General features: G+C 59.8%; 17 protein-coding genes and 1 other RNA gene. 11 read left to right on the top strand and 7 right to left on the bottom strand.

All coding sequences use genetic code 11. The features are described 5' to 3' along the window. The first annotated feature begins 112 nt into the window (after positions 1-112). Complete coding sequence (locus LRO94_RS21145; protein ID WP_122757034.1) at positions 113-2,509, top strand: sensor domain-containing diguanylate cyclase; 2,397 nt, start codon at positions 113-115, stop codon at positions 2,507-2,509. Between the two features lie 52 nt (positions 2,510-2,561). Here the strand turns inward: LRO94_RS21145 and dacB are convergent, their stop codons facing one another. Then, entirely contained in the window at positions 2,562-4,022 is a 1,461-nt protein-coding gene (gene dacB, locus LRO94_RS21140) for a D-alanyl-D-alanine carboxypeptidase/D-alanyl-D-alanine endopeptidase (RefSeq protein ID WP_032887618.1), read from the bottom strand. Positions 4,023-4,260: 238 nt separating this feature from the next. Between dacB and LRO94_RS21135 the strand changes: the two genes are divergently transcribed. After that, the gene (locus LRO94_RS21135) at positions 4,261-4,605 is read left to right on the top strand and encodes a YggL family protein (RefSeq protein ID WP_016979277.1); all 345 of its coding nucleotides are present in this window, start codon (positions 4,261-4,263) and stop codon (positions 4,603-4,605) included. 37 nt (positions 4,606-4,642) lie between these two features. Here LRO94_RS21135 and LRO94_RS21130 read toward each other — a convergent pair whose 3' ends face one another. Beyond that, a complete protein-coding gene (locus tag LRO94_RS21130) occupies positions 4,643-5,833 on the bottom strand; it encodes a benzoate/H(+) symporter BenE family transporter (protein WP_095185353.1) in 1,191 nt (396 codons plus the stop codon). Between the two features lie 226 nt (positions 5,834-6,059). On the opposite strand from LRO94_RS21130, the gene LRO94_RS21125 reads away from it, so the two are divergent. After that, positions 6,060-6,824: a GntR family transcriptional regulator gene (locus LRO94_RS21125; RefSeq protein WP_017134778.1), complete on the top strand. Its 765-nt coding sequence runs from the start codon at positions 6,060-6,062 to the stop codon at positions 6,822-6,824. 138 nt (positions 6,825-6,962) lie between these two features. Here the strand turns inward: LRO94_RS21125 and guaD are convergent, their stop codons facing one another. From guaD to xdhA, 4 genes are all read right to left on the bottom strand, one after another. Next, positions 6,963-8,267, bottom strand: a complete 1,305-nt coding sequence (guaD, locus tag LRO94_RS21120) for a guanine deaminase (RefSeq protein ID WP_179180022.1) — start codon at positions 8,265-8,267, stop codon at positions 6,963-6,965. Between the two features lie 7 nt (positions 8,268-8,274). Beyond that, on the bottom strand, positions 8,275-9,117 hold the full coding sequence (gene xdhC, locus LRO94_RS21115) for a xanthine dehydrogenase accessory protein XdhC (RefSeq protein WP_099602947.1): 843 nt from the start codon (positions 9,115-9,117) through the stop codon (positions 8,275-8,277). A 123-nt stretch (positions 9,118-9,240) separates the two neighbouring features. Next, positions 9,241-11,640, bottom strand: a complete 2,400-nt coding sequence (gene xdhB, locus LRO94_RS21110; RefSeq protein WP_032887626.1) for a xanthine dehydrogenase molybdopterin binding subunit — start codon at positions 11,638-11,640, stop codon at positions 9,241-9,243. Then, positions 11,633-13,081, bottom strand: a complete 1,449-nt coding sequence (gene xdhA / locus LRO94_RS21105; RefSeq protein ID WP_122764546.1) for a xanthine dehydrogenase small subunit — start codon at positions 13,079-13,081, stop codon at positions 11,633-11,635. The genes xdhB and xdhA overlap by 8 nt, the downstream gene beginning before the upstream one ends. A gap of 280 nt (positions 13,082-13,361) precedes the next feature. On the opposite strand from xdhA, the gene LRO94_RS21100 reads away from it, so the two are divergent. The 8 genes from LRO94_RS21100 to LRO94_RS21065 all read left to right on the top strand — a co-directional run bounded on the left by LRO94_RS21100 (position 13,362) and on the right by LRO94_RS21065 (position 24,629). Next, complete coding sequence (locus LRO94_RS21100) at positions 13,362-14,021, top strand: GntR family transcriptional regulator (RefSeq protein WP_032887629.1); 660 nt, start codon at positions 13,362-13,364, stop codon at positions 14,019-14,021. 2 nt (positions 14,022-14,023) lie between these two features. After that, the gene (smc, locus tag LRO94_RS21095) at positions 14,024-17,512 is read left to right on the top strand and encodes a chromosome segregation protein SMC (protein ID WP_179180023.1); all 3,489 of its coding nucleotides are present in this window, start codon (positions 14,024-14,026) and stop codon (positions 17,510-17,512) included. A gap of 258 nt (positions 17,513-17,770) precedes the next feature. Next, positions 17,771-18,634, top strand: coding sequence for a cell division protein ZipA (zipA, locus tag LRO94_RS21090; protein ID WP_032887633.1), 864 nt, complete (start codon positions 17,771-17,773; stop codon positions 18,632-18,634). A gap of 87 nt (positions 18,635-18,721) precedes the next feature. Then, positions 18,722-21,091 carry an NAD-dependent DNA ligase LigA gene (ligA, locus tag LRO94_RS21085; protein ID WP_032887635.1) on the top strand — a complete coding sequence of 790 codons (2,370 nt, stop codon included), beginning with the start codon at positions 18,722-18,724 and terminating at the stop codon, positions 21,089-21,091. Positions 21,092-21,242: 151 nt separating this feature from the next. Further along, a complete protein-coding gene (locus LRO94_RS21080; protein WP_095185358.1) occupies positions 21,243-22,409 on the top strand; it encodes a zinc-binding metallopeptidase family protein in 1,167 nt (388 codons plus the stop codon). 236 nt (positions 22,410-22,645) lie between these two features. Then, positions 22,646-22,742: signal recognition particle sRNA small type (gene ffs / locus LRO94_RS21075), an RNA gene on the top strand. A 242-nt stretch (positions 22,743-22,984) separates the two neighbouring features. Then, positions 22,985-24,031: an N-acetylmuramidase family protein gene (locus LRO94_RS21070; protein ID WP_032887639.1), complete on the top strand. Its 1,047-nt coding sequence runs from the start codon at positions 22,985-22,987 to the stop codon at positions 24,029-24,031. A gap of 1 nt (position 24,032) precedes the next feature. Then, positions 24,033-24,629 carry a hypothetical protein gene (locus tag LRO94_RS21065; protein ID WP_032887641.1) on the top strand — a complete coding sequence of 199 codons (597 nt, stop codon included), beginning with the start codon at positions 24,033-24,035 and terminating at the stop codon, positions 24,627-24,629. 66 nt (positions 24,630-24,695) lie between these two features. On the opposite strand, the gene LRO94_RS21060 is transcribed toward LRO94_RS21065, so the two are convergent. Next, positions 24,696-25,598, bottom strand: coding sequence for a DUF2167 domain-containing protein (locus tag LRO94_RS21060; protein WP_032887643.1), 903 nt, complete (start codon positions 25,596-25,598; stop codon positions 24,696-24,698). Positions 25,599-25,629 lie beyond the last annotated feature (31 nt).

Raw genomic sequence — 25,629 nt, 5'->3', positions numbered from 1 at the left:
GTTTAATCCGGTCTTGCGGCTTTTTTACGCTGGTCAAACTCTGGGCCGATAGCTATAACTTAAGGCCTAGCCAAAGTGACACCCCCGCACGCTGGCGTTGTGAGTGTTGCTTATGCCGATGCAAGCCGTTCGCCCGAAAATCCTAGGCTTTATCAGTGAACAGGCGTCGGCTTGGCTGGTGGCATTGGTGGTGTTTCTGGCGGGCTGTACCCTGACGCTCATCGTCGCCTGGGCGTCCTTCGATCTCTATCAACAACAGGTGCGCCAGCGTTTCCAGTTGCTGGTCAACGAGCGGTATACCCGCCTGCAGGAACGCTTCGAAGATCAGGAACAGCGCTTGAACAGCCTGCGGCGGTTCTTCGTCAATTCCGACGACGTGTCCCGTGAAGAATTCGATGGTTTCGCCCAGCCTTTGCTATTGCGCACCCGGGCCTACGCCTGGGCGCCGCGCGTGTCTCGCGATCAACGCAGCCAGTTCGAACAAGAGGTGTCCCGCCAGCGTGGTGCGCCCTTTGTCATCCGTGAGTTAAATAGCGCCGGAGAACTGGCCCCGGCGCCTGAGCGTGATGAATACGTGCCGGTGCTCTACAGCCAGACTCAAAGTCTGCTGGGCTCTCCATTGGGTTTTGATCTGCTGGCCCAGCCCCTGCGGCGCTCAGCCCTTGAGCGCGCACAAAAAAGCGGCAAGCTGGCGGTTTCCCAGCCCATGCAACTGGTAGGCGTTGAGCCTGCTTATGCCACTGGCGTATTGCTGGTGGCGCCGGTCAGTCACCTGTCCACTTCCGAGCAGTCCCAGCATGAGCCCTTTGGCTACGTGATGGCCGTGATCAGCATGCGCCAGTTAGTAGCTGACGGCTTGCCCAAGCCGGAACGGGACAACCTGGTGATGCAGATCGTCGATACCTCCGACCTACAGAAACGTGTGCTCTACGAATCGAGCAATAGCGTGGCAAACGGCGACCTGATCGGTGCGCGCCGTCTTACCTTGGGGGACCACGTTTATGCCCTGACCCTGCGTCCGAGCCAGGTGTTCGACCAGACTAACCATTCTTCGTTGATCACGATCCTGACGATGGGCGGGTTGCTCAGCCTGTTGCTCAGCGCTTTGCTCTATGTGCTGGTGAGCCAACGCCAGCGCGCCGTGAAGCTGGTGGAACAGCGTACCGTGCAGTTGCGCCTGCGTGAGCAGGAGTTACGCGGTGCCCATGGCCAACTGCGCAGCGTGCTGAATGCGGCGACCCAGGTCGCCATCATTGCCACCGACTTACGCGGCGTCATCAACACCTTCAATGCCGGTGCCGAACAAATGCTCGGGTTCTCAGCCGAGCAGGTGGTGGGTAAGTTGACCCTGGAAAGCTTGCACTTGGCGTCGGAACTGGAAGCCCGTGCAGCTAGCCTGAGCGTGGCCTTGGGCAAGCGAATCCCTGCCAGTCAGGCGATGCTGGTCGAGAGCCCGGATAACCTGCACGAAGCCCGGGAATGGACCTTGGTGCGCGAGGATCGCAGCCAGTTGACTGTGAACATGCTGGCCACTGTGTTGCTGGATGATCACGGTTTGTGGATCGGGCACTTGGCGATTTACCTGGACATTACCGAGCAAAAACGCGCTTACGAAGCATTGGCGGCCCGTGACCGCCTGCTCAAGAAACTCAGCGCCCATGTGCCCGGCGGTATCTTCCAGTTCACCCTGGAACCCCGCGAAAACTGGCGGTTCATCTATGCCAGCGATGGTATGCGCGACATTTATGAAATCGAAACCGGTGTGTTGCAGCAGGACGCGAAGAAAGTTTTCGAGCGTATCCACCCGCTGGACGTGGAGCGGGTACGAGCCTCGATTCGCCTGTCGGCGTTGCAGTTGAGCCATTGGCGCGAAGAGTACCGGGTGCAGTTGCCACAACGGGGTCTGCGCTGGATTCGCGGCGAAGCCACACCGGAAGAGTTACCGGGTGGCGGTACGCTGTGGCATGGCTACGTGTCGGACATTTCCGATTTGAAGCGGGTTGAAGAGGAGCTACGCGCACTGTCCATCACTGATTCCCTGACCGGAATTCACAATCGACGCTATTTTCAGGACCGACTCAGGGCCGAGATGGTGAGGCTCAATCGGACCAGCGGGGCATTGTCGGTGATCATGCTCGATATCGATCACTTCAAGCGCATCAACGACAAGCATGGTCACGCGGTCGGCGACGCGGTGTTACAGGAGTTGTGCAAACGCATCGGCCAACGCTTGCGTCGTTCCGATGTCTTCTGTCGGCTGGGTGGCGAGGAATTCATGGTGCTCTGCCCCAACACCGGTGGCGAACAGGCCTACAGCCTGGCGATGGAATTGTGGCAGTCGCTGCGCAACGAGCCTATGGACGCGGTGGGCATCGTCACTGCCAGCTTTGGTGTGGCCAGTTGGCGGATCGACGAAGGCATTGATGGGTTGTTGCTGCGCGCCGACTCGGCCGTTTATGTAGCCAAGCAGGCGGGCAGGGATCGGGTAGAGGCGACGCCGCTGTGTTGAGTGACCTTTGTGGTGAGCGGGCAAGCCGCTCACCACAGGCCCCAGTTCAGCGTCAGAGTACTGGGGCTGAAGCCGCCAATTTAGGTTGGCGATACAGGTCCAGCAGCACCTGATCCAGCACCGACGAAGCGCCCCATGGCTTCGGATCGTTGAGAATCGCCACCACCGCCCAGGTATTGCCGTTGTTGTCGCGGCTGAACCCGGCAATGGCGCGTACGGTGTTCAAGGTGCCGGTCTTGACGTGGGCTTCGCCGCGCATCGCAGTGGTCTTCAGGCGTTTGCGCATGGTGCCGTCGGTGCCGGCAATCGGCATCGAACTGATGTATTCGGCAGCGTAAGGGCTTTTCCAGGCGGCTTGCAGCATCGCGGCCATCTCGCGGGCGCTGACCCGTTCGGCACGGGACAGCCCGGAGCCGTTCTCCATCACCAGATGTGGTGCAGTGATACCTTTTTTCGCCAGCCACTGACGCACTACACGTTGCGCGGCCTTGGCGTCGTCGCCGTCGGCATCGTTGCGAAACTGCGCGCCCAGGCTCAGGAACAACTGCTGCGCCATGGTGTTGTTACTGTATTTGTTGATGTCGCGGATGATTTCCGCCAGGTCCGGCGAGAATGCGCGGGCCAACACCTTGGCATCCTTGGGCACGGGTGCCTGGATATCACGGCCCTGGATGCTGCCGCCCAACTCCTGCCAGATTGCCCGCACGGCGCCGGCGGTATAGGTGGCATGGTCGAGCAGCGACAGGTACGTCTGGGAGCTGCAGCCGTCGCCCAGTTGGCCACTGACGGTGACCGTCACGCTGCCATCGGCGGCAGTGACCGGGTTGTAGCGCACGTCGCCGGTGCATTGCTTGGCGTTGGAAACCTTGACCTGATTGTCGATGCGAATACTGGCGATCGGCGGCTCCACCGATACGATCACACGGCCTGAGTCGTTGCGGGTCACAAAGCGCAGGGCCTTGAGGTTGACCAGCAGGGCGTCGGGCTTAACCAAGAAGGGCTTGTTCTCGTCGTTGCCGTCGTCATTGAATTCCGGCAGTTGTGGCGGGATAAAGAAGCCACGGTCCAACACCAGGTCGCCGGTGACTTGCTGTACGCCATTGGCGCGCAGGTCGCGCATCAACAGCCAGAGTTTTTCCATATTCAGCTTGGGATCACCGCCGCCCTTGAGGTAAAGGTTGCCATGCAACACGCCGCCGCTGAGGGTGCCGTCGGTGTAGAACTCGGTTTTCCACTGGTGGTTGGGGCCGAGCATTTCCAAGGCGGCGTAGGTGGTAACCAGCTTCATGGTGGAAGCGGGGTTTACCGAGACGTCAGCGTTGAAGACGGTGGGGGTACCAGGGCCGTTCAGGGGGATCATCACCAGTGACAGCGCGGTGTTTTGCAGCTTGGCTTTGGCCAGGGCCTGCTGAACATTCGGGGGGAGGGTGTTATTGACTGGGGCAGCTGTGGCGCTGAGGGCCAGTGGCAAGAGGAGACCGGCTAGCAAGACTGAACGTAAAGATTTGATCATAAGAAATGAAACCCTACTGCTGAGGAGGGTGAAAAAGGCGAGGGGTAAATAGGAAAAATCCCTCATTGGTCATGAAAGTGTCGGCATTATGCCCCAAGGTGGGCGCGCTTGTGGCTGAACCATAGCTGGAAATCAGCGTTTTTTTTACAGGCAAAGTGCCGCCTGTCCCAGAGAGTCGGGCAATCGTCGCCTTAAACTGCTAAAGTGCCGCCCGTTATTACTTATGAGGATTGTTCCAATGGCGACTAACCGTTCCCAGCGTCTGCGCAAAAAACTGTGCGTTGATGAATTTCAAGAGCTGGGTTTCGAACTGAACCTGGACTTCAACGAAGGCCTGAGTGAAGAAGCTATCGACGCTTTCCTCGAAGCATTCATCAAAGAAGCCATGGAAGCCAACGGTCTGGGCTATGTCGGCGGCGATGACTTCGGTCTGGTTTGCCTGCAGAAGCGTGGCTCGGTCTCCGAAGAGCAGCGCGCTGCTGTTGAAGCCTGGCTGAAAACCCGTTCCGAGCTGACCAAGGCTGAAGTCAGCCCGTTGCTGGACGTGTGGTATCCGGAAAAGCCGATCAACGCGGCTAAGTGATACTGAAAAAAACGGCGACCTGAGGGTCGCCGTTTTTTTATGCCTTGCGCCAGTTCAGAATCAGCAGCGTCAATACCCCCGCCACAATCCCCCAGAACGCCGACCCGATGGAAAACAACGTCAAGCCTGACGCGGTGACCATAAAGGTGATCAGCGCCGCTTCCCGTTCCTTCGGCTCATTCATGGCGATACTCAAGCCGTTGATGATCGAGCCAAACAACGCCAATGCCGCAATCGACAGCACCAGCTCCTTGGGCAATGCTGCGAACAATGCCGCCAACGTGGCGCCGAACACGCCAGCAATCCCGTAGAAAACCCCGCACCACACGGCCGCGGTGTAGCGTTTGTTGCGGTCTTCGTGGGCATGGGGCCCGGTGCAGATGGCTGCGCTGATCGCCGCCAGGTTGATGCCATGGGAGCCAAAAGGTGCCAGTACCAGCGAGGCCAGGCCGGTGGCTGTGATCAGTGGTGATGCCGGCACGTTGTAGCCGTCGGCGCGCAACACGGCGACGCCGGGCATGTTTTGCGAAGTCATTGCCACCACAAACAGCGGAATGCCGATGCTGATCGTCGCGGCCAGTGAGAAGTGCGGCGTGGTCCAGACCGGCGTCGCGACTTCCAGGTGGAAGCCGCTGAAATCCAACAGCCCCATCACCCCGGACAGCGCGGTGCCGATCACCAGCGCGGCCAGCACCGCATAACGTGGCGACAGACGCTTAATGATCAGATACGTGAAGAACATCCCCAGCACCAGGCCGGTGCGATGCTGCGCGGCAACGAAAATCTCGCTGCCGATCTTGAACAGGATCCCTGCCAATAAGGCCGCCGCCAGTGAGGCAGGAATGCGTTTGACCAGTTTTTCAAAGCTGCCGGTCAGCCCGCAGATCGTCACCAGCACCGCACAGGTGATATAGGCACCGATGGCTTCGCCATAACTCACGCCGCCCAGGCTGGTGATCAACAGCGCCGCGCCAGGCGTGGACCAGGCAATGGTGATCGGTGTGCGATAGCGCAGGGACAGGCCGATGCTGCACACCGCCATGCCGATGGAAATTGCCCAGATCCATGAGGAAATCTGCGCAGTGGTCAAGCCGGCGGCTTGCCCGGCTTGGAACATCAGCACCAGGGAACTGGTGTAGCCGGTCATCATCGCAATGAAACCCGCGACGATGGCCGATGGAGAAGTGTCGGCCAGCGGGCGCAAAGGCGCTTGAGTGGCTTCGGTCATGGAGAGGTGTTCCTTTTACCTGGGTATTTGCCGGTGATGGCGCAGATTCAAGCCTAAACTCAAACGTAACTAGTCATTGCAATACAGCCGCCGGCGCAATCAGCCGTACAGTGTGTTGGCGCATTGGGTTGTGTACAATGTGCCGTGTTTTTAGGTGATACTTGCCAGCGACCCTCGCTTGCCGTATTACCGTTAATTCGCCGCCGTTCTCCAAACCCGAGTGCCCATGAACGAACAGTTGCAACCTCTCAAGAAACAACCGCGAGCCGGCAAGGCCGGTCGCAGCGGAACCCAGGACGATATCGTCTATGCGCATATCTTCGAGGCCATCCTCGAACAACGCCTGGCGCCCGGCACCAAATTGAGCGAAGAAGCACTGGGCGAAATCTTCGGCGTAAGCCGCACCATCATTCGTCGCGCACTGTCGCGCCTGGCCCATGAAGGCGTCGTGCTGCTGCGGCCCAATCGCGGCGCTGTGGTGGCGAGTCCAAGCGTGGAAGAGGCGCGCCAAGTGTTCCTGGCACGGCGCCTGGTGGAGCGGGCGATCACCGAGTTGGCGGTGCAGCATGCTACCGCCGAACAACTGGCCGAGCTGCGCCAGATGGTCAACGACGAGCGCGACAGTTTCTCCCGTGGTGATCGCGGTGCGGGTATCCGCCTCTCCGGCGAATTCCACCTCAAGCTGGCCGAAGCGGCAAAGAACGCGCCGCTGATCAGCTTCCAGCGCAGCCTGGTGTCCCAGACCTCACTGATCATAGCCCAGTACGAAAGCGGCAACCGCTCGCACTGTTCGTATGATGAGCACACCCAGTTGATCGACGCGATTGAAGCGCGGGACGCGACACTGGCGGTGAATTTGATGATGCATCACATGGATCACATCGACAGCAAGCTCAACCTCGACGAGGAAAGTGCGTCGGATGATTTGCATGCGGTGTTTTCGCATTTGCTCCAGACCAAAAAGCCGGGGCGTTCTTCGGTCAAACTGTAATTTCCCCGTTTCACCCGGAAACAAATGTGGGAGGGGGCTTGCTCCCGATAGCGCTGGATCAGTTAACACATGACTAACTGAACCACTGCCATCGGGAGCAAGCCCCCTCCCACGTTTGGTTTTGTGTAGCGGTTGAGATCAGCGTTGGTGCACGAGTTGGCCGGCAGCGTAGGTCTGCAACACCGTCCGATCATCCCCCAGCGTCATCAGCACAAACAACGTCTCGGCAATGTTGTTCGCCTGCTTCAAGCGATAGCTGAGCAACGGCGTGGCGTTGTAATCCAGCACCAAAAAGTCCGCATCCGTGCCCGGCTGCAACGTGCCGATCTTGTCCTCCAGGCGCAGTGCACGCGCTCCGCCGAGGGTCGCCAGGTACAGCGATTTGAACGGGCTCAACCGCGCCCCTTGTAGTTGCATGACCTTGTACGCTTCGTTCAACGTTTGCAGCAGCGAGAAACTGGTGCCGCCGCCCACATCAGTGCCCAGGCCCACATTCAACTTGTGCTTCTCGGCCATTGGCAGGTTGAACAACCCACTGCCGAGGAAGAAGTTCGACGTCGGGCAGAACGCTACCGCCGAGCCCGTCTCTGCCAGCCGCGCGCACTCGTCATCACACAGGTGCACGCCGTGGGCAAATACCGAACGCTCGCCCAGCAGGTTGTAGTGGTCGTACACATCCAGATAGCCTTTGCGCTCCGGGAACAACTCCTTCACCCATTCGACTTCCTGCTTGTTCTCACTGATGTGCGTCTGCATGTACAGGTCCGGGTACTCGCCCAGCAGTTGCCCGGCCAATGCCAGTTGTTCCGGCGTGCTGGTCGGTGCGAATCGCGGCGTGACGGCATAGTGCAGACGGCCATTACCGTGCCAGCGCTCGATGAGCGTCTTGCTTTCCTGGTAGCCGGTTTCGGCAGTGTCGGTGAGGTAGTCCGGCGCGTTGCGGTCCATCATCACTTTGCCAGCGATCATGCGCAGGTCGAGTTTCTCGGCCGCTTCGAAGAATGAGTTCACTGACTGCGGATGCACGCTGCCGAACACCAGCGCCGTGGTGGTGCCGTTGCGCAGCAGTTCCTTGATGAAAATATCCGAGACTTCGTCGGCGTGGGCCTTGTCGGCAAATTGGCTTTCACACGGGAAGGTGTAGGTGTTGAGCCAGTCCAGCAACTGCTCGCCATAAGCACCGACCATGCCGGTCTGCGGCAGGTGGATATGGGTGTCGATCAGGCCTGGGGTGATCAGCGCGTCCTGGTAATGGGTGACTTCGATGTCGGCCGTCAGGGTCGGCAGCAGGTCGCCAGCATGGCCGACAGCGCTGATCTGGCCGTTGTCGATCACCAGCAGGCCGTCTTCGAAATACTCATAGGACGCTTCGATCCCAACGATGGCGGGGTCGGCGATGCTGTGCAGGATGGCGGCACGGTAGGCTTTGCGAGTCAAAGGCATGGTTATCTCAATTCGTGGCTTGGCTGCGGCGTGACACCGGCAGCAATTTGGCAATGGGTTCGGCGCTCGCGGTGTGCTGGCCGAAATTAGCGTTATAGGTGGCGATGATTTCGCCGGCGATGGAGATGGCGATTTCTACCGGTAATTTGCCCTTCACCTCGGTGAGGCCCATGGGGCAGCGCATGCGTTGCAACTGCGCGGCGTCGAAGCCACGGTCACGCAGGCGGTGTTCAAACTTGACGCGCTTAGTCTTGGAGCCAATCAGGCCGAAGTAGGCGAAGTCATTGCGCTTGAGCAGGGCGGCGGTGAGTTCCAGGTCCAGCGCGTGATTGTGGGTCATGACGATGCAATAACTGCCCGCCGGCAAGTCAGCAATTTCGTCGACCGGTTCTTCGCTGACGATTTTACGCACGCCCTGGGGGATATGTTCCGGGAACTCCTGATCGCGGGAATCGATCCAGCGTACCCGGCACGGCAGGCTCGCCAGCAAGGGCACCAGCGCGCGGCCGACGTGACCTGCGCCGAATACCGCAATCTGCGCCTGCACCTGGCCCATGGGTTCAAACAGCAACACGGTGACGCCACCGCAGCACTGGCCCAGGCTGGCGCCGAGGCTGAAGCGCTCCAAATGAGTGTTTTGCTGGCCGCGCGCGAGCATGTCGCGGGCGATCTGCATGGCCTTGTATTCCAGGTGCCCGCCACCGATGGTGTCGAAGGTCTGCGCGGCGCTGATTACCATCTTCGAACCAGCATTGCGCGGCGTGGAGCCGAGTTCTTCGATGATGGTCACCAGTACGCAGGGTTCGCCTCTGTTTTGCAGGTCGGCGAGGGCGCTGATCCAGTTGTTCATGTTTACCTCAACATTACTGTTGTCAGTCAGGCCGCTATCGGGGGCAAGCCCCCTCCCACATTTGAAGGTATTCACAGATCAAAATGTGGGAGTGGGGCTTGCCCCCGATGGCAGCGCCTCGGTCTAGAGCGAAGCCATCTCGGTATCAGCCTCAACTACCTTCGCAGCAGCCAACTTGCGCATCTGCTCACACCCCCACAACACTCGCTCCGGCGTCGCTGGCGCATCGATTTTCGGCTGATGGCGATAGTCACCCAGGCTCGCCACCGCATCCTTTATCGCGCACCACGAGGCAATCCCGAGCATGAACGGCGGTTCACCCACGGCCTTGGAATGGAACACCGTGTCTTCCGGATTTTTGCGGTTTTCTACCAGCTTCACCCGCAGATCCAACGGCATGTCCGCCACCGCCGGGATCTTGTAGCTGGCTGGGCCGTTGGTCATCAGCTTGCCCTTGTTGTTCCACACCAGCTCTTCCATGGTCAGCCAACCCATGCCTTGGATAAAGCCGCCCTCCACCTGGCCGATGTCGATGGCCGGGTTCAGCGAGGCGCCTACGTCATGCAGGATGTCGGTGCGCAGCATTTTGTATTCGCCGGTCAGGGTGTCGACGATCACTTCGCAGCAGGCTGCGCCGAAGGCGAAGTAATAGAACGGCCGCCCGCGTGACTGGCTGCGGTCGTAGAAGATTTTCGGGGTCTTGTAGAAGCCGGTGCTCGACAGCGACACCTGAGCGAAGTAGGCCTGCTGGATCAGTGCCTCAAAGGTCAGGATCTGGTCACGCACGCGCACATGGCCGTTGTGGAATTCAACGTCCGCCTCGCTCACGTCGTATTTGCGCGCCGCAAATTCCACCAACCGTTGCTTGATGGTTTCGGCGGCATTCTGCGCGGCTTTGCCGTTCAGGTCCGCGCCGCTGGAAGCGGCGGTCGGCGAGGTGTTGGGCACCTTGTCGGTGTTGGTGGCGGTGATTTGCACGCGGTCGATTTCCACCTGGAACACTTCGGCCACTACTTGCGCCACCTTAATGTTCAAACCCTGGCCCATCTCGGTGCCGCCGTGGTTCAGGTGGATACTGCCGTCGGTGTAAATATGGATCAGCGCACCGGCCTGGTTCAGAAAGCTGGCGGTGAACGAGATGCCGAACTTCACCGGTGTCAGCGCCAGGCCTTTCTTCAGGATTGGGCTGTGGGCGTTGTACAGGCGAATCGCTTCGCGGCGCTCGGCGTATTGGCTGCTGGCCTCCAGTTCGGCGGTCATCTCTTCGAGCATGTTGTGCTCGACGGTCTGGTAGTAGTGGGTGACGTTGCGCTCGGTCTTGCCGTAGTAGTTGGCCTTGCGCACCGCCAGCGGGTCCAGCGCCAGATGGCGGGCTATGGCGTCCATAACTTCTTCGATAGCGACCATACCTTGGGGCCCGCCGAAGCCACGGTAAGCCGTGTTGGACGCGGTATTGGTCTTGCAGCGATGGCCGTTGACCGTGGCATCGCCCAGGTAATACGAGTTGTCGGAGTGGAACATGGCACGGTCGACAATCGAGTTGGACAGGTCCGGCGAGCAGCCGCAGTTGCCGGCCAGCTCCAGGTTGATGCCGTGCAGGCGGCCGCTGTCGTCGAAGCCCACGTCGTATTCGATATAGAAGGGGTGGCGCTTGCCGGTCATCAGCATGTCTTCCACACGCGGCAGGCGCATTTTGGTCGGCTGGCCGGTGAGGCGCGCCACCACTGCGCACAGGCAGGCGGGGCTGGCGGCCTGGGTTTCCTTGCCACCGAAACCACCGCCCATGCGGCGCATGTCGACGACGATTTTGTTCATCGACACATCGAGTACTTCGGCCACCAGTTTCTGCACTTCGGTGGGGTTTTGTGTGGAGCAGTAGACGATCATGCCACCGTCTTCGGTGGGCATCACCGACGAGATCTGGGTTTCCAGGTAGAAGTGTTCCTGGCCGCCGATGTGCAGAGTGCCCTGGATACGGTTTTTCGCCGTTGCCAGTGCGCCTGCCGAATCGCCGCGTTGATGGGTATGACTGTCGAGCACAAAGTGTTTTTTGCGGTAGGCCTCGACCACGTCCAGCACCGGTTCCAGGTCTTCGTATTCGATCACGGCGGCCATGGCGGCTTTGCGTGCGGTGTCCAGGTCACGGGCGGCAACCGCCAGTACCACTTGGCCAACGAACTGCACGGTGTCGATGGCCAGCAGCGGGTCGCCGGGCATCAGCGGGCCGATGTCTTTCAGGCCCGGTACGTCTTCGTGAGTGATAGCGATGCGCACACCTTCGAAGGCGTAGCAGGGCGCGGTGTCGATGCTGATGATTCGGGCGTGGGCGCGGTCAGACATGCGCGCATACAGGTGCAACTGGTTGGGGAATTCCAGGCGGTCATCGATGTACTGCGCCTCACCGCTGACGTGCTTGGCGGCGCTGTCATGCTTGACGCTGCGACCGACTCCGGAGGTCAGGTCCTGGGCGAACAGCTCGGCGAGTTCGGCCTGGGTTTTTTCCACGGCGTGATGGTTAGACATAAGCGGTCACCCGAGTCTCGATGTGCGGCGTTTGCAGTTCGATGAAGTATTTACGCAGCAGGTTCTGCGCGCTGAGCAGGCGATATTCCTTGCTGGCGCGGAAGTCCGACAGCGGCGTGAAATCCTGGGCCAGGGCGGCGCAGGCTTTCTCCACGGTGGCGGCGTTCCAAGTGGCGCCGACCAATGCGGCTTCGCAGCTTTTCGCGCGTTTTGGTGTCGCGGCCATGCCGCCGAACGCGACGCGTGCCTCACGGATTACGCCGTTGTCGATCTGCAGATTGAAGGCTGCGCAGACGGCGGAAATGTCATCGTCCAGGCGCTTGGAAACCTTATACGCACGGAACAGCGTATGGCCCTTGGGTACGATGATTTTCTCGATGAATTCACTGTCCTGGCGGGCGGTCACGCGGTAGTCGATGAAGTAGTCTTCCAGGGCCAGAGTGCGGCGTACGTCGCCCTTGCACAGCACGATCTGCGCGCCCAGGGCGATCAGCAGTGGCGGTGAGTCGCCGATGGGTGAGGCGTTACCGATATTGCCGCCCAACGTGCCCTGGTTGCGGATTTGCAGAGAGGCGAAGCGGTGCAGCAGCTCACCGAAGTCCGGGTATTCGTGATGCAGTGCGGTGTAGCAGTCGGAGAGGGCGGTGGCGGCGCCTATTTCCAGGCGGTCGTCGAACGATTCGACGCGCTTCATTTCTTCAATATTGCCGACGTAAATCATCACTGGCAGCGTGCGGTGAAACTGAGTGACTTCCAGCGCCAGGTCGGTGCCGCCGGCCAGCAGGCGGGCTTGGGGGTAGGCGTCATAGAGGTCGGCCAGGTCGGCCACGGTCAGCGGCACCAGGCAGCGTTTGTCGCCGCTGTTGAGCTCGCCCGTTTGGGTCGGCGCGATGGCTTTGAGGCGTGCAATGGTCTCGGCCTGGCGGCTGTCGAACTGATCCTGGGGCTTGTTGCAGCAGGCCTGTTCGGCGGCCGCAAGAATCGGGCGGTAGCCGGTGCAGCGGCACAGGTTGCCGGCCAGGGCTTCATGGGCTTTCTGGCTGTCGGGAGCGTCGCTGTTCTTTTGCAAGGCGAACAGCGACATCACAAACCCTGGGGTGCAAAAGCCGCATTGCGAACCGTGGCACTCAACCATGGCTTGCTGCACGCTGTGCAGTTGGCCTTGGTGCTTGAGGTCTTCGACGCTGATCAGTTGTTTGCCGTGCAGCGACGACACAAAGGTCAGGCACGAGTTAAGGCTGCGATAACGAATCTGCTCGACGCCTTGATCGTCGCGATGCAGCTCGCCGACCACCACGGTGCACGCACCGCAGTCGCCGCTGGCGCAGCCTTCCTTGGTACCGGATTTGCCCACGTGCTCACGCAGATAGTTGAGCACGGTCAGGTTGGGGTCCAGGGCGTGCTCGCTACGGAGTTCCTGGTTGAGTAAAAACTGGATCACGGAAGGCCTCGCAGACTCATTATTGTTGTTAACCGCTTTTCGCCGAATCTAGTCATGTCTGACTTTTCGGTCAATGATTTTCTGACCAGCAGGTCAAGAAAATGCGATCGCAACACTCTCAATTATGGTCCAGTCTTTTGGAACCGGCGTTTTTGCGGGCTTACGCTGCTCAACCGCTGCTTATTTCATGCCAAATTCGCCACGGTGGGCGTAGCGCCATCAGCCAGCCAATGCGCTACACTGCCGCGCTTGTACCGATAGAAGATTTTGAAGGGAAAACATGACGTTCAAGGCGCCGGACAGTCTCGCCGAGCAAATCGCTCACCACCTCGCCGAACGCATTATTCGCGGCGATCTCAAGCCTGGTGAGCGCATCCAGGAACAGAAAGTCACGCTGGCACTCAATGTCAGCCGTGGTTCCGTGCGCGAAGCCTTGCTGATCCTCGAACGGCGCCACCTCATCGCGATCCTGCCGCGCCGTGGTGCCCACGTGACCGAGCTCACCGCGCACAAGGTGCAGAGCCTGTGCACGCTGATGAGCGAGCTGTACATCCTGCTCGGCAATGCCGTCGCCGAAGGCTGGCAGACCCAGGCCGACATGGCGCCGTTCGTGCAGATCCAGCAGCGCCTGGTGACCAATTTCGAGCGTGAGGACATCCGCGCCTTCGTCGAAGAATGCTTTAACGTGATGCGCGCCGCGTACCCCTTTGCCAACAACCCGTACCTGCAGGAAACCGTCGAGAACCTGCAGCCGGCGATGAACCGCGCTTATTACTTGGCCCTGGATCAACGCAAGGCCTCCATGAGCGAGTACCTGGCGCTGTTCGAGCAACTGCTCGCCGCCGTACTGGCCCGTGACGTGCCGCAGATTCGCCTGGTGCTGTCGGCCTACTGCCAGCGCAGCAGCTCGTTGGTCATCGCAGCGTTGGCGGACGGCTAAGCGTGCGGCTCAAGTGCATCAAACTGGCGGGGTTCAAATCCTTCGTCGACCCGACCACGGTGAACTTCCCCAGTAACATGGCGGCGGTGGTCGGGCCCAATGGTTGCGGCAAGTCGAACATCATCGACGCCGTCCGTTGGGTGATGGGCGAGAGCTCGGCAAAAAACCTGCGCGGCGAGTCGATGACCGACGTCATCTTCAACGGCTCCACCAGCCGCAAGCCGGTGAGCCAGGCCAGCATCGAGTTGGTGTTCGATAACTCCGACGGCACCTTGATCGGCGAGTACGCAGCCTACGCGGAAATTTCCATCCGCCGCAAAGTCACGCGCGACAGCCAGAACAGCTACTTCCTCAACGGCACCAAGTGCCGTCGACGTGACATCACCGATATTTTCCTTGGCACCGGCCTGGGCCCGCGCAGCTACTCGATCATTGAGCAGGGCATGATCTCCAAGCTGATCGAAGCCAAGCCCGAAGACCTGCGTAACTTTATCGAAGAAGCGGCCGGCATCTCCAAGTACAAAGAGCGCCGCCGCGAAACCGAAAACCGCATCCGCCGTACCCACGAAAACCTTGCCCGCCTCACCGACCTGCGCGACGAGCTGGAACGCCAGTTGGAGCGCCTGCACCGCCAGGCCCAGGCGGCCGAGAAATACCAGGAATACAAGGGCGAAGAACGCCAGCTCAAGGCACAACTCTCGGCCCTGCGCTGGCAGGCGCTGAATGAGCAAGTGGGGCAGCGCGAAGCGATCATCGGTACCCAGGAAATCAGTTTTGAAGCCTTGGTGGCGGAGCAGCGTAACGCCGACGCCAGCATCGAGCGTCTGCGCGACGGGCACCATGATCTGTCCGAACGCTTCAATCTGGTGCAAGGCCGCTTCTATTCGGTAGGCGGCGACATCGCCCGTGTCGAGCAGAGCATCCAGCACGGCCAGCAGCGCCTGCGCCAATTGCAGGACGATCTGAAGGAAGCCGAACGCGCGCGTCTGGAGACCGAATCTCACCTGGGCCATGACCGCACCTTGCTGCTGACCCTGGGCGAAGAACTGGACATGCTCACCCCAGAGCAGGAAATCACCAGCGCCGCCGCCGAAGAAGCCGCCGCCGCCCTGGAAGAATCTGAAACCACCATGCATGGCTGGCAGGAACAGTGGGACGCTTTCAACCTGCAATCCGCCGAGCCGCGTCGCCAGGCCGAGGTGCAGCAGTCGCGCATCCAGCAACTGGAAACCAGCATGGAGCGCCTGGCCGAGCGCCAGCGCCGTTTGCAGGAAGAGCGCGTATTGCTCGCCGCTGATCCGGAAGACGCCGCGATCATGGACCTCAGCGAGCAACTGGCCGAAAGCGAAATGACGCTGGAAGAGCTGGAAGCCAGCGAAGAACAGCAAGTAGAGCGCCTTGAACAATTGCGTCAGCAGTTGCAACAGGCGACCCAGGCCCAGCAGCAGGCACAGGGCGATTTGCAGCGGCTCAATGGTCGGCTGGCATCCCTTGAAGCCTTGCAGCAAGCTGCGTTGGACCCAGGTACCGGCACCGCCGAATGGCTGCGCGACCAGCATTTGGCAGAGCGGCCACGCCTGGCGGAAGGCCTGAAGGTCGAAGCCGGCTGGGAATTGGCAGTGGAAACCGTGCTCGGTGCCGATCTTCAAGCAGTGCTGGTGGATGACTTTGGCGGTTTCGACCTGGCCGGGTTTGCCCAAGGCGATCTGCGTTTGCTCAGCCCCGCCGCCGATGGTGCGCGGGTGCCGGGCAGCCTGCTGGATAAGGTCGAGGCCGCCATTGACCTGTCGCCGTGGTTGGGCCAAGTCAAACCGGTGGATTCCCTGGAGCAGGCCCTGGCCCGGCGCGGTCAATTGGCAGCCGGCGAAAGCCTGATCAGCCGCGATGGCTATTGGGTCGGCCGGCACTTTTTGCGGGTTCGCCGCGCCAGTGAAGCGGAAAGTGGCGTTCTGGCCCGTGGTCAGGAAATCGTCAACCTGATCGCTGAGCGCGAAGAGCGTGAAGCGACCCTCGAAAGCCTGGAAACCGAACTGCAAACCCTGCGCGCCACCCAGCGCCAGCAAGAGACCGGCCGCGAACACCTGCGCCGTCTGTTGCAGGACGAAGCGCGTCAGCAAGGCGAGTTGAAGGCGCAACTGTCGGCGAGCAAAGCCAAGGCCGAACAACTGACCCTGCGCCGTACCCGTCTTGATGAAGAAGTCGCCGAGATGGGCGAGCAACGCGCCCTGGAACATGAACAGATCGGCGAAGCGCGCCTGCACTTGCAGGAGGCGCTCGACAGCATGGCCCTCGATACCGAGCAGCGCGAACTGCTACTGGCCCAGCGCGACAGCTTGCGCGAACGCCTTGACCGCGTGCGCCAGGAAGCCCGGCAGCACAAGGATCACGCGCACCAATTGGCGGTACGCCTCGGCTCGCTGCGCGCCCAGCATGATTCCACACGCCAGGCCCTTGAACGCCTGGAGATGCAATCCGAACGCCTCACCGAAAAGCGCGAGCAACTGAGCCTCAATCTGGAGGAGGGCGAAGCGCCGTTGGAAGAGCTGCGCCTCAAGCTCGAAGAATTGCTCGACAAGCGCATGACCGTCGACGAAGAACTCAAGACTGCGCAGATCGCCCTGGAAGACGCCGACCGCGAATTGCGCGACGCGGAAAAACGCCGAACCCAGGCCGAGCAGCAGTCCCAATTGATTCGCGGCCAACTCGAACAACAGCGTATGGAATGGCAAGCCTTGACCGTGCGCCGCAAAACCTTGCAAGACCAATTGCTGGAAGACGGCTACGACCTGCACGGCGTGCTCAACACCCTGACCTCCCAGGCCAACGAGAAAGAAGCCGAGGAAGAACTTGAGCGGATTGCTGCACGTATCCAACGCCTGGGCGCGATCAACCTCGCGGCCATCGATGAATATCAGCAGCAGTCCGAGCGTAAACGTTATCTGGATGCCCAGGACGCCGACCTGGTCGAAGCCCTGGATACGTTGGAAAACGTGATCCGCAAGATCGACAAGGAAACCCGTAATCGCTTCAAAGATACCTTTGATCAGATTAATAGCGGTTTACAGGCGTTATTCCCAAAAGTTTTCGGCGGTGGCAGCGCTTACTTGGAACTGACGGGCGAAGATCTACTCGATACAGGGGTAACGATCATGGCGCGGCCTCCAGGTAAGAAGAACAGCACCATTCATTTGTTGTCCGGCGGCGAAAAAGCCCTGACCGCATTGGCCCTGGTATTTGCCATCTTCAAATTGAACCCGGCGCCGTTCTGTATGCTCGACGAAGTTGACGCTCCATTGGATGACGCTAACGTTGGACGCTATGCACGACTGGTCAAAGAGATGTCCCAGACCGTGCAGTTCATCTATATCACCCACAACAAGATCGCCATGGAAATGGCTGATCAGTTGATGGGGGTGACGATGCATGAACCGGGCTGTTCGCGTTTGGTCGCAGTGGATGTCGAAGAAGCGATGGCGATGGTGGAATCCTGAGCTGCGCCATGACAGATAGTTTTCATGCGATGTCAGGTGATTTAGCGGTCAGGTGAAAGTGGCAAATGGACATATTTGTTCAAGGCATTTTGACAGACGGTGTAAAGTTATCTTTGGTCGTGCTAGTTTAATGTCAATTTTTCGTGTGCGTGGGCAAAACGTCAGTCAGAACATAGAGTTGGCGCCACGTTTTAAAGCGGTTTGCACGGTGCTAAACCCCTTATTTTTCAGCATTTTTTATTAGAGGCACGGGATTACATGGAAATCGGTCTGCGCGAGTGGCTGATCGTCATCGGCATTATTGTCATTGCCGGTATTCTTTTTGATGGCTGGCGCCGCATGCGCGGTGGCAAGGGCAAGCTCAAATTCCGTCTGGACCGCAACCTGTCCAACTTGCCTGACGACGACGGCAGCGCCGAGCTGCTGGGGCCGCCCCGTGTGCTGGACACGCATAAAGAGCCGCAACTGGACGAGCACGACTTGCCGTCGATGAGCGCGCCGTTGCGTGAAGCCCGTGAACCGTCTTCCAAACGTGGCAAGCGCGCCAATGCCGCCGTGGCCGAGCCCCATCAGGGCGACCTGAACCTCGACGTCGACGAAGGCCCGAGTTTCAGCAGCCGTGACGATGACTTCCCGGACGAAAACGTTGGCAAGAACGCGCCGCGCCAATCGGTTAACGATCAGCCTGCTGCTGAAGAAGTGCTGGTGATCAGCGTGATCTGCCGCGACGCCGCCGGCTTCAAAGGCCCGGCCCTGTTGCAGAACATCCTCGAAAGCGGCCTGCGCTTTGGCGAGATGGATATTTTCCATCGCCACGAAAGCATGGCAGGCAACGGCGAAGTGCTGTTCTCCATGGCCAACGCAGTCAAGCCCGGCACCTTCGACCTGGACGACATCGACCTGTTCAGCACTCCAGCGGTGAGCTTCTTCCTTGGCCTGCCAGGCCCGCGTCACCCGAAACAAGCGTTCGATGTGATGGTGGCTGCAGCCCGCAAGCTCTCCCAGGAGTTGAACGGCGAACTGAAGGACGACCAACGTAGCGTCCTGACTGCCCAGACCATCGAACACTACCGTCAGCGCATCGTCGAATTCGAGCGTCGCGCCCTGACACAGAAACGCTGAGGTTTGGCTTCAAGCGTTGTCGATAGAATTAAGCGCACCAACATTTGAGCAGCTTCGGCTGCTCTTTTGCTTTATGAGAGAACACCCATGACCGCCGCCCACACCCGCATCCTCGAACTGCGCGCTGAACTGGATCAGCACAACTACCGTTACCACGTCCTCGACGAGCCGAGTATTCCGGACGCCGAGTACGATCGGCTGTTCCACGAGCTCAAGGCTCTGGAAGCTGAGCATCCGGAACTGATCACGCGGGATTCGCCGACGCAGCGGGTGGGCAGCGCGGCGTTGTCGGCGTTCACTCAGGTCAAGCACGAGATCCCGATGCTCAGCCTGGGCAACGCCTTTGATGAAACCACGATGTTGGAGTTTGATCGCCGGGTGACTGAAGGCCTCGACCTGCCGGTGGGCGACCTTTTTGGCGCTGGTGCCGAGGTGGAGTACAGCTGCGAACCCAAACTGGACGGCCTGGCGGTCAGCCTGCTGTATCAGGACGGTGAGTTGGTGCGCGGCGCCACCCGAGGTGACGGTACCACTGGCGAAGACATCAGCGTCAACGTGCGCACCGTGCGCAATATCCCTTTGAAACTGCACGGCAGCGGCTGGCCGGCGACCTTGGAGGTGCGTGGCGAAGTCTTTATGTCCAAGGCCGGCTTCGAACGGCTCAATGCCTCGCAACTGGAAGTCGGCGGCAAGACCTTCGCCAACCCGCGCAATGCCGCCGCCGGCAGTCTGCGTCAGTTGGATTCGAAAATCACCGCCAGCCGCCCGCTTGAATTCTGCTGTTATGGCATTGGCCAGGTAACTGCTGACATCAGCGATACCCACATCGGGAACCTGCAGCAGTTGCAAAAATGGGGCATGCCCATCAGTCATGAACTGAAGCTGGCCAAGGGTATTCAGGATTGCCTCGACTACTACCGCGATATCGGCGAGCGGCGCAACAGCCTGCCCTATGAGATCGACGGCGTTGTCTTCAAGGTCAACAGCATTGCTGCTCAGCGTGAATTGGGCTTCCGCGCCCGTGAGCCGCGCTGGGCCATCGCCCACAAATTCCCGGCGATGGAAGAACTCACTGAGCTGCTCGACGTGGAATTCCAGGTCGGCCGCACCGGCGCCGTCACCCCGGTAGCGCGTCTGAAGCCCGTCAAGGTCGCGGGTGTGACTGTGTCCAACGCCACCTTGCACAACATGGATGAAGTGGCGCGTCTGGGCGTCATGATTGGCGACACTGTAATCATCCGACGCGCTGGAGATGTGATCCCTCAAGTGGTGTCCGTAGTGCTTGAGCGACGTCCGGCCGATGCCCGCGCGGTACCGGTTCCCGAGAGCTGCCCGGTGTGCGGCTCGCACGTGGAGCGCACTCAACTGGTCAAGCGCAGCAAGGGCAAGGAAACCGTCAGCGAAGGCGCCGTGTACCGCTGCGTCGGGCGCCTGGCCTGTGGCGCTCAGCTCAAGCAGGCGATCATTCATTTCGTCTCGCGTCGGGCCATGGACATTGATGGGCTGGGTGACAAGACCATCGAGCAACTGGTGGATGAAAAACTCATCGGTTCGCCAGCCGACCTCTACACGCTCAAGTACGAGCAGATCATCGACCTGGAAGGCTTCGCCGACATCTCCAGCAAGAAGCTGATCGCCGCCATCGAGAACAGCAAGACTCCGACCCTCGCGCGTTTTATCTACGCGCTCGGCATCCCCGACGTGGGCGAGGAGACCGCCAAAGTGCTGGCACGCTCGCTGGGGTCCCTTGAGCGCGTGCAGCAGGCGTTGCCGCCGGTGCTGACGTACTTGCCCGACGTGGGCCTTGAAGTGGCGCACGAGATCCACAGCTTCTTTGAAGACAGCCATAACCAGGAAGTGATTGGCGCACTGCTGTCGCCGGAGAAGTGCGGCCTGCAATTGCAGGATCAGGGCGACCTCAGCGCCGAGTTCGCCGCTAGCACCACCTTGGGCGGCTTGCTCGACAAGCTGCACGTACCGTCCGTGGGCCCAGGCGCTGCGCAGAAGCTGGCGGACAAGTTCGGCAGCCTGGAAGGCGTGATCAAGGCCGACTGGCTGGACATGCGCCAGGCGCTGCCCGAAAAGCAGGCCAAGGCCGTGCGCGACTTCTTCGACAACCCGGACAACGCCCAGCACGCCTTGGCCATTGAGCAGCAGCTCAAGGACTTCGGCATGCACTGGCAAAGCGAGAAAAAGGTCGTAGAAGGCTTGCCTGAAGCCGGACACACGTGGGTACTCACTGGCTCCCTGGAGCTTATGAGTCGCGACGTGGCCAAGGAAAAGCTCGAAAGCCTCGGCGCCAAGGTGGCCGGTTCCGTCTCGGCGAAAACCCACTGCGTGGTGGCCGGGCCGGGTGCTGGTTCGAAACTGGCAAAGGCCAGCGAGTTAGGCTTGAAGGTGCTGGACGAAGAGGCCTTCGTGGCCTTTCTCGCCACGCACAACATTCCAGTCAGTTGACCCTCACCTGTAGGCGTCCGGCTTGCCGGCGATCGCGCGCCAAGGAGTGCCATCGTCGGCACGCCTGACGCCTATAGGGATGTCATCCCATTTTTGGAACGATCTTCGAAGGGAATTGATCTAGTCTTGGTCACCCCAGGAAGAGATCGCCATGTTCCGCTACTTCGAGCAACTCAGTTCGCGCATTGCCGCACCGTTCATGGCCGAATCCTCGCGCAACAGCAAGGTTTGGCAATGTCGTTGCGGCCAGTCCCTATTCTTTCGCAACAGCCAATGCCTGGCATGCGCAGCGCTGCTGGGCTATCAACCCCGGCAAAGTCGCTTGTCCTCGCTGCAACCCGGCCCCGTCGAAGGCACCTGGCTGCAGGACGATAACCTCGACGCCGGCGCCTTTCGCCGCTGCGCCAACCTTGACACGCCTGCCGCCTGCAACTGGCTGATTCCGGCCCACAGCACCGCACCGCTGTGCGTGGCCTGTAGTCTCAACCGCACGATCCCCGACCTGTCGATCCCGGAAAACCATGAGCGCTGGCGCAAGGTAGAAACCGCCAAGCGCCGGTTGGTGGCGCAACTGATCAGCCTGGGCCTTAGCGTCGTGCCCAAGAGCGTTGACGAAGACACCGGCCTGGCCTTCGATTTCGTTGGCATCGACCTGGAAGGCAACGCCCCGATGACGGGCCATTCGAACGGCTTGATCACCCTCGACATCAAAGAAGCCGACGACGCCCACCGCGAAAAAATCCGGGTGCAGATGCGCGAGCCTTACCGCACCTTGCTCGGTCACTTTCGCCATGAGGTCGGCCACTATTATTGGGATCGCCTGATCGCCAATACCCACTGGCAGGAGTCCTTTCGCACCCTGTTCGGCGACGAACGCGCCAGTTACGCCGACGCCCTTGACCAGCATTATCAAAACGGCCCGCGTCCTGACTGGCAGCAAACCTGTGTCAGCGCCTACGCCACCATGCACCCTTGGGAAGACTGGGCCGAAACCTGGGCTCATTACTTGCACATGATGGACGCCGTCGACACTGCCCTGGGCTTTGGCATGAGCGCCCGCGAGATGGACCTGGATTACCAGCCGTTCCCCCTTACTACGCTTTATGACCCCCAACATCCCAGCGGTCCTGCGTTCCTGTCGTTCGTTAACGCCTGGATTGAACTGGCGGGCATGCTCAATGAGCTGTCGCGCGCCATGGGCCAGCCGGATTTCTACCCGTTCGTGCTACCACCGGCGGTGATCGCCAAGCTGCACTTCATCCACCTGGTGATCCAGGAAGAGGGCGGCCGGGCGGATGAGGTGTTGCAGGCACAATGATCAGCCAATGTGGGAGGGGGCTTGCTCCCGATAGCGTTGGGTCAGTCACTGATTTATTGGCTGGCAGTCCGCTATCGGGGCAAGCCCCCTCCCACAGGGGATGGCGGGGAAGCTGATGGCCATGGCAAGTGCTTGAACCCCTTCATATTTTTAATCCGTCACCAACGGTTGTAACTTCCGATGAGATCGGTACAATGGCCCCGCTTGCCGAGAGGCAGGCGTCGTTATGGTGACCCCATCGGTCCCCCCGCAACGATTACCCGTGAACCTGGTCAGAGCCGGAAGGCAGCAGCCACAGCGGGAACATTGTGTGCCGGGGTGTGGCTGGTGGGGTTGCCTCCATAACGCCCCTCCTTGCAATACCCCTTCGATTCAAATCCAGATTTCTTATTTTCAGCCAACTGCCGATGTTTATTGCGCAGTCGATGACGGCTGTTTCACAACTTTCCAAACCCCCGCTGGACAACCCTAAACCGCCTTGTTAGTTTGCGCCGGCCACTTGTTTCAGAATATGACAATGGCGCTGAATTGATATTGAAGTGCTATCACTTCTTTAACTAACAAGGATGTCTGTGATGAAAAGCCTGCAAGGTTTACCTCGTCTTATCAGTGCTTCGGTAGGCGCTCCGGGTAAAGCCCGCAACTTGCCCGCCGATGTGCAGTGCATCCAATATTTATTCAATCTGATCATTCCCAAGATGGGTTTCCCGTTGGCCGAAAACGGCAAATGCGATGGTCAGTTGGTGCAGTGCATCAGCCAGTATCAGTTTCGCCATCTCAAATACGCCCATCCAGATGGTGTGGTCGACCCCACCGGTCGCACGTTTAACAGCCTGATCGAAGAGGCGGTGAAGGTGCCGGTGAAGTCCTTCCCGACGATGCGTATACCGAGTTTTCTCAACGCATTTGGCAACAACCAGGGCGACGCGGTGCAGGCCACGGTCAATGTGTACCTGGACCGCATGCGCGCGATGATTGAGGCCGAGCGGCGTAACCGGCAATTGATGCTCCAGGCCACGTGCGACGGGGGCATGACCCTTAGCGAAACGGACTTCCAGAACGCCGCTACGCAACTGGGTAGCGGTATTTCGGTGAATATCATCAAGGCCTTCGCCACCGTGGAATCTGGCGGGCGCTCCGGCTTCGGGCCGGCCAAGCTGCCGGTGATCGCCTTTGAAGGTCACCTGTTTCGCAAATACACCAAGCACATCTATGACCAGGCGCACCCGCTGCTGTCCTACCCCTACAAGAAAAAAGCAGGGCCGCAGTGGCAGGCGAACAACAAGGACCAGACAAAGGCCTGGGAAACCATGGCTACCGCATTCGCCCTGGATCAGGAAGCCGCATTGATGTCGGCATCGTGGGGCATGTTCCAGATCATGGGTTTCAACTTTGCGTCGTGCGGGTACAAGACGGTATTTGAGTTTTCGGCGGCATTAAAGGTGAATGCTGGCAACCAACTAAAGGCGTTCCTCGGCTTTTGCAGTAAGAGCCCTGCGTTGATGAAGGCCATGAAGGCCAAAGACTTTACTGGAATGGCGCGTAACTATAACGGTGAGGACTACGGCAACTACGACGTCCTTATGCAAAAAGCCTACGAAAAACTTGAAGGGAAAAAATAGGATGATCCGTTTACTCGCGATAGGTGTGTTGTCGTTGTGCGCCGTGGCACCTGCCATGGCTGGTTCGGCCGCGCTGCATTCGGGCAAGTACGAAGGGCTGATGCTGGCAGTGACGCCGGAGCATCAGGTCGAAGGTTTTTACACGGAATCAATGGGTGAGGGCGTGACGCGCAGCTGTGCGTTCTACCTGCAAGGTAAGCCCGACGCGCTCACCACTTGGCTCGACGACGCCTACCCTGGCAGCGTGGCGCCGTCGTCTGACGGTGTGACCCTGACCGTGGAAGAAGGCCGTCAGCACCCCGGCTGCATCAACGTACTGATGCCGGAAATCGCCACCGGCCTTGATCTGACCCAGACCGCCAGTAAGAAGTGGATCGGCCTGGTCACAGTGTCTGCCGACAAGGCTTACCTGCAGAAAACCCCCGGCGCCAAGGCGGCCAAGCGTCCGTATATCGTCAAGAACGATGTGGTAGGGGTGCTGGCGTTTAAGGATGGCTGGGCTCAGGTTGAGTTCATCAATGCTGAGGATCGCTCGTTTAAGGGTTGGATCACCCAGGATCAATACAGTCGTCTGGCCGCGCCCACTGCAAAAAACTGAGCAGAACCGCGCACACAAAAACGCCGCAACGTGTCCAGCACGCTGCGGCGTTTTTGTGTGCGGCGGTCAGGCCTTGTTGCGGTTGAACAGCTTGCGGATCACCGCGAATAACGCCACGACACCCACCACCAGAAACTTCTTCGCGGCCAGCAGGAAGATCCCGATCTTGGCGAATAACCCGGCCTTGGCGGCAATCCCGCCGGCAACCAACGCGGCTAGGCCGTAAGTGGCGAGCTTGTCGGTTTTCGGGTTGAAGTCGGTGTAGAGGTTGCCGTCGGTGAAGTTGGTAAACGCCAGGACCTTGGGCAGTTCCTGCTTGATGGTCGGCAGGTCGGCCATCGCCGCGACGGCGTTGAGTTCCAGTACGCCCTCACGGCCCAGCACGCGGATGCTGTAGTTGAGGGTGTTCTGGTCGGCGTCGTCGGCCTTCAGTTCACGGGCCCAGTACATCTTGTGGGTGGTGTCGTCGTAGCGCGGCGGCTCGGCCCAGCCCACCAGATGCAGGCCGGCGTAGCCTTGTTTCTGGCGTTCCTTGTTATCTGTTTCGTCTTCTTCCTGCATTTGCTTGAGCAGGTCGGAGTAGTCGATTTTCGCGGCATCTTCGTCGGAAATATGCCCGTCGGCCTTGTAGCTGACGATGACGCCCCAGCCGCGTTCCGACAGTGGGCTGACGGCTTTAGGCACGATCATGCCCAGGGTCTTGAAGCCCGGCGGGTTGCCCCAGCCATCGGTGAGCAAGCGCTCAGTGTCGGCGGGGTCGAGGTAATAAAATTCGTCGTTGAGCTTGAGGGTGGCAATGCCACTTGGCAGCGTGACGGTGCCGGTCTTTTGCTTAAGTGACGCCAGAAAGTGCTCGGCCGTTTCGGCGGGGGCACTGGCTTCAACGGGGGCAGGCGAGGCAGCAGCAACGGCAGGTGCGGTAGGCAGGCTCAGAGCGGCCGCCGCCAACAACAGGCGGAAGTAATTCATGGTAGTCCCTTACATTTTGAATTAATTTCGT

It is taken from the genome of Pseudomonas sivasensis (assembly GCF_021391435.1).
Taxonomy (GTDB): domain Bacteria; phylum Pseudomonadota; class Gammaproteobacteria; order Pseudomonadales; family Pseudomonadaceae; genus Aquipseudomonas; species Aquipseudomonas sivasensis.
This window is presented reverse-complemented; position numbering and strand designations above follow the sequence as displayed.

Coding starts and splice junctions, on each gene's coding strand:
- zipA (WP_032887633.1), top strand. CDS start 17,771: ATGGAAATCGGTCTGCGCGAGTGGCTGATCGTCATCGGCATTATTGTC.
- LRO94_RS21125 (WP_017134778.1), top strand. CDS start 6,060: ATGAACGAACAGTTGCAACCTCTCAAGAAACAACCGCGAGCCGGCAAG.
- LRO94_RS21065 (WP_032887641.1), top strand. CDS start 24,033: ATGATCCGTTTACTCGCGATAGGTGTGTTGTCGTTGTGCGCCGTGGCA.
- ligA (WP_032887635.1), top strand. CDS start 18,722: ATGACCGCCGCCCACACCCGCATCCTCGAACTGCGCGCTGAACTGGAT.
- LRO94_RS21135 (WP_016979277.1), top strand. CDS start 4,261: ATGGCGACTAACCGTTCCCAGCGTCTGCGCAAAAAACTGTGCGTTGAT.
- LRO94_RS21145 (WP_122757034.1), top strand. CDS start 113: ATGCCGATGCAAGCCGTTCGCCCGAAAATCCTAGGCTTTATCAGTGAA.
- guaD (WP_179180022.1), bottom strand. CDS start 8,267: ATGCCTTTGACTCGCAAAGCCTACCGTGCCGCCATCCTGCACAGCATC.
- LRO94_RS21100 (WP_032887629.1), top strand. CDS start 13,362: ATGACGTTCAAGGCGCCGGACAGTCTCGCCGAGCAAATCGCTCACCAC.
- LRO94_RS21060 (WP_032887643.1), bottom strand. CDS start 25,598: ATGAATTACTTCCGCCTGTTGTTGGCGGCGGCCGCTCTGAGCCTGCCT.
- dacB (WP_032887618.1), bottom strand. CDS start 4,022: ATGATCAAATCTTTACGTTCAGTCTTGCTAGCCGGTCTCCTCTTGCCA.
- LRO94_RS21080 (WP_095185358.1), top strand. CDS start 21,243: ATGTTCCGCTACTTCGAGCAACTCAGTTCGCGCATTGCCGCACCGTTC.
- xdhB (WP_032887626.1), bottom strand. CDS start 11,640: ATGTCTAACCATCACGCCGTGGAAAAAACCCAGGCCGAACTCGCCGAG.
- LRO94_RS21130 (WP_095185353.1), bottom strand. CDS start 5,833: ATGACCGAAGCCACTCAAGCGCCTTTGCGCCCGCTGGCCGACACTTCT.
- LRO94_RS21070 (WP_032887639.1), top strand. CDS start 22,985: ATGAAAAGCCTGCAAGGTTTACCTCGTCTTATCAGTGCTTCGGTAGGC.
- xdhC (WP_099602947.1), bottom strand. CDS start 9,117: ATGAACAACTGGATCAGCGCCCTCGCCGACCTGCAAAACAGAGGCGAA.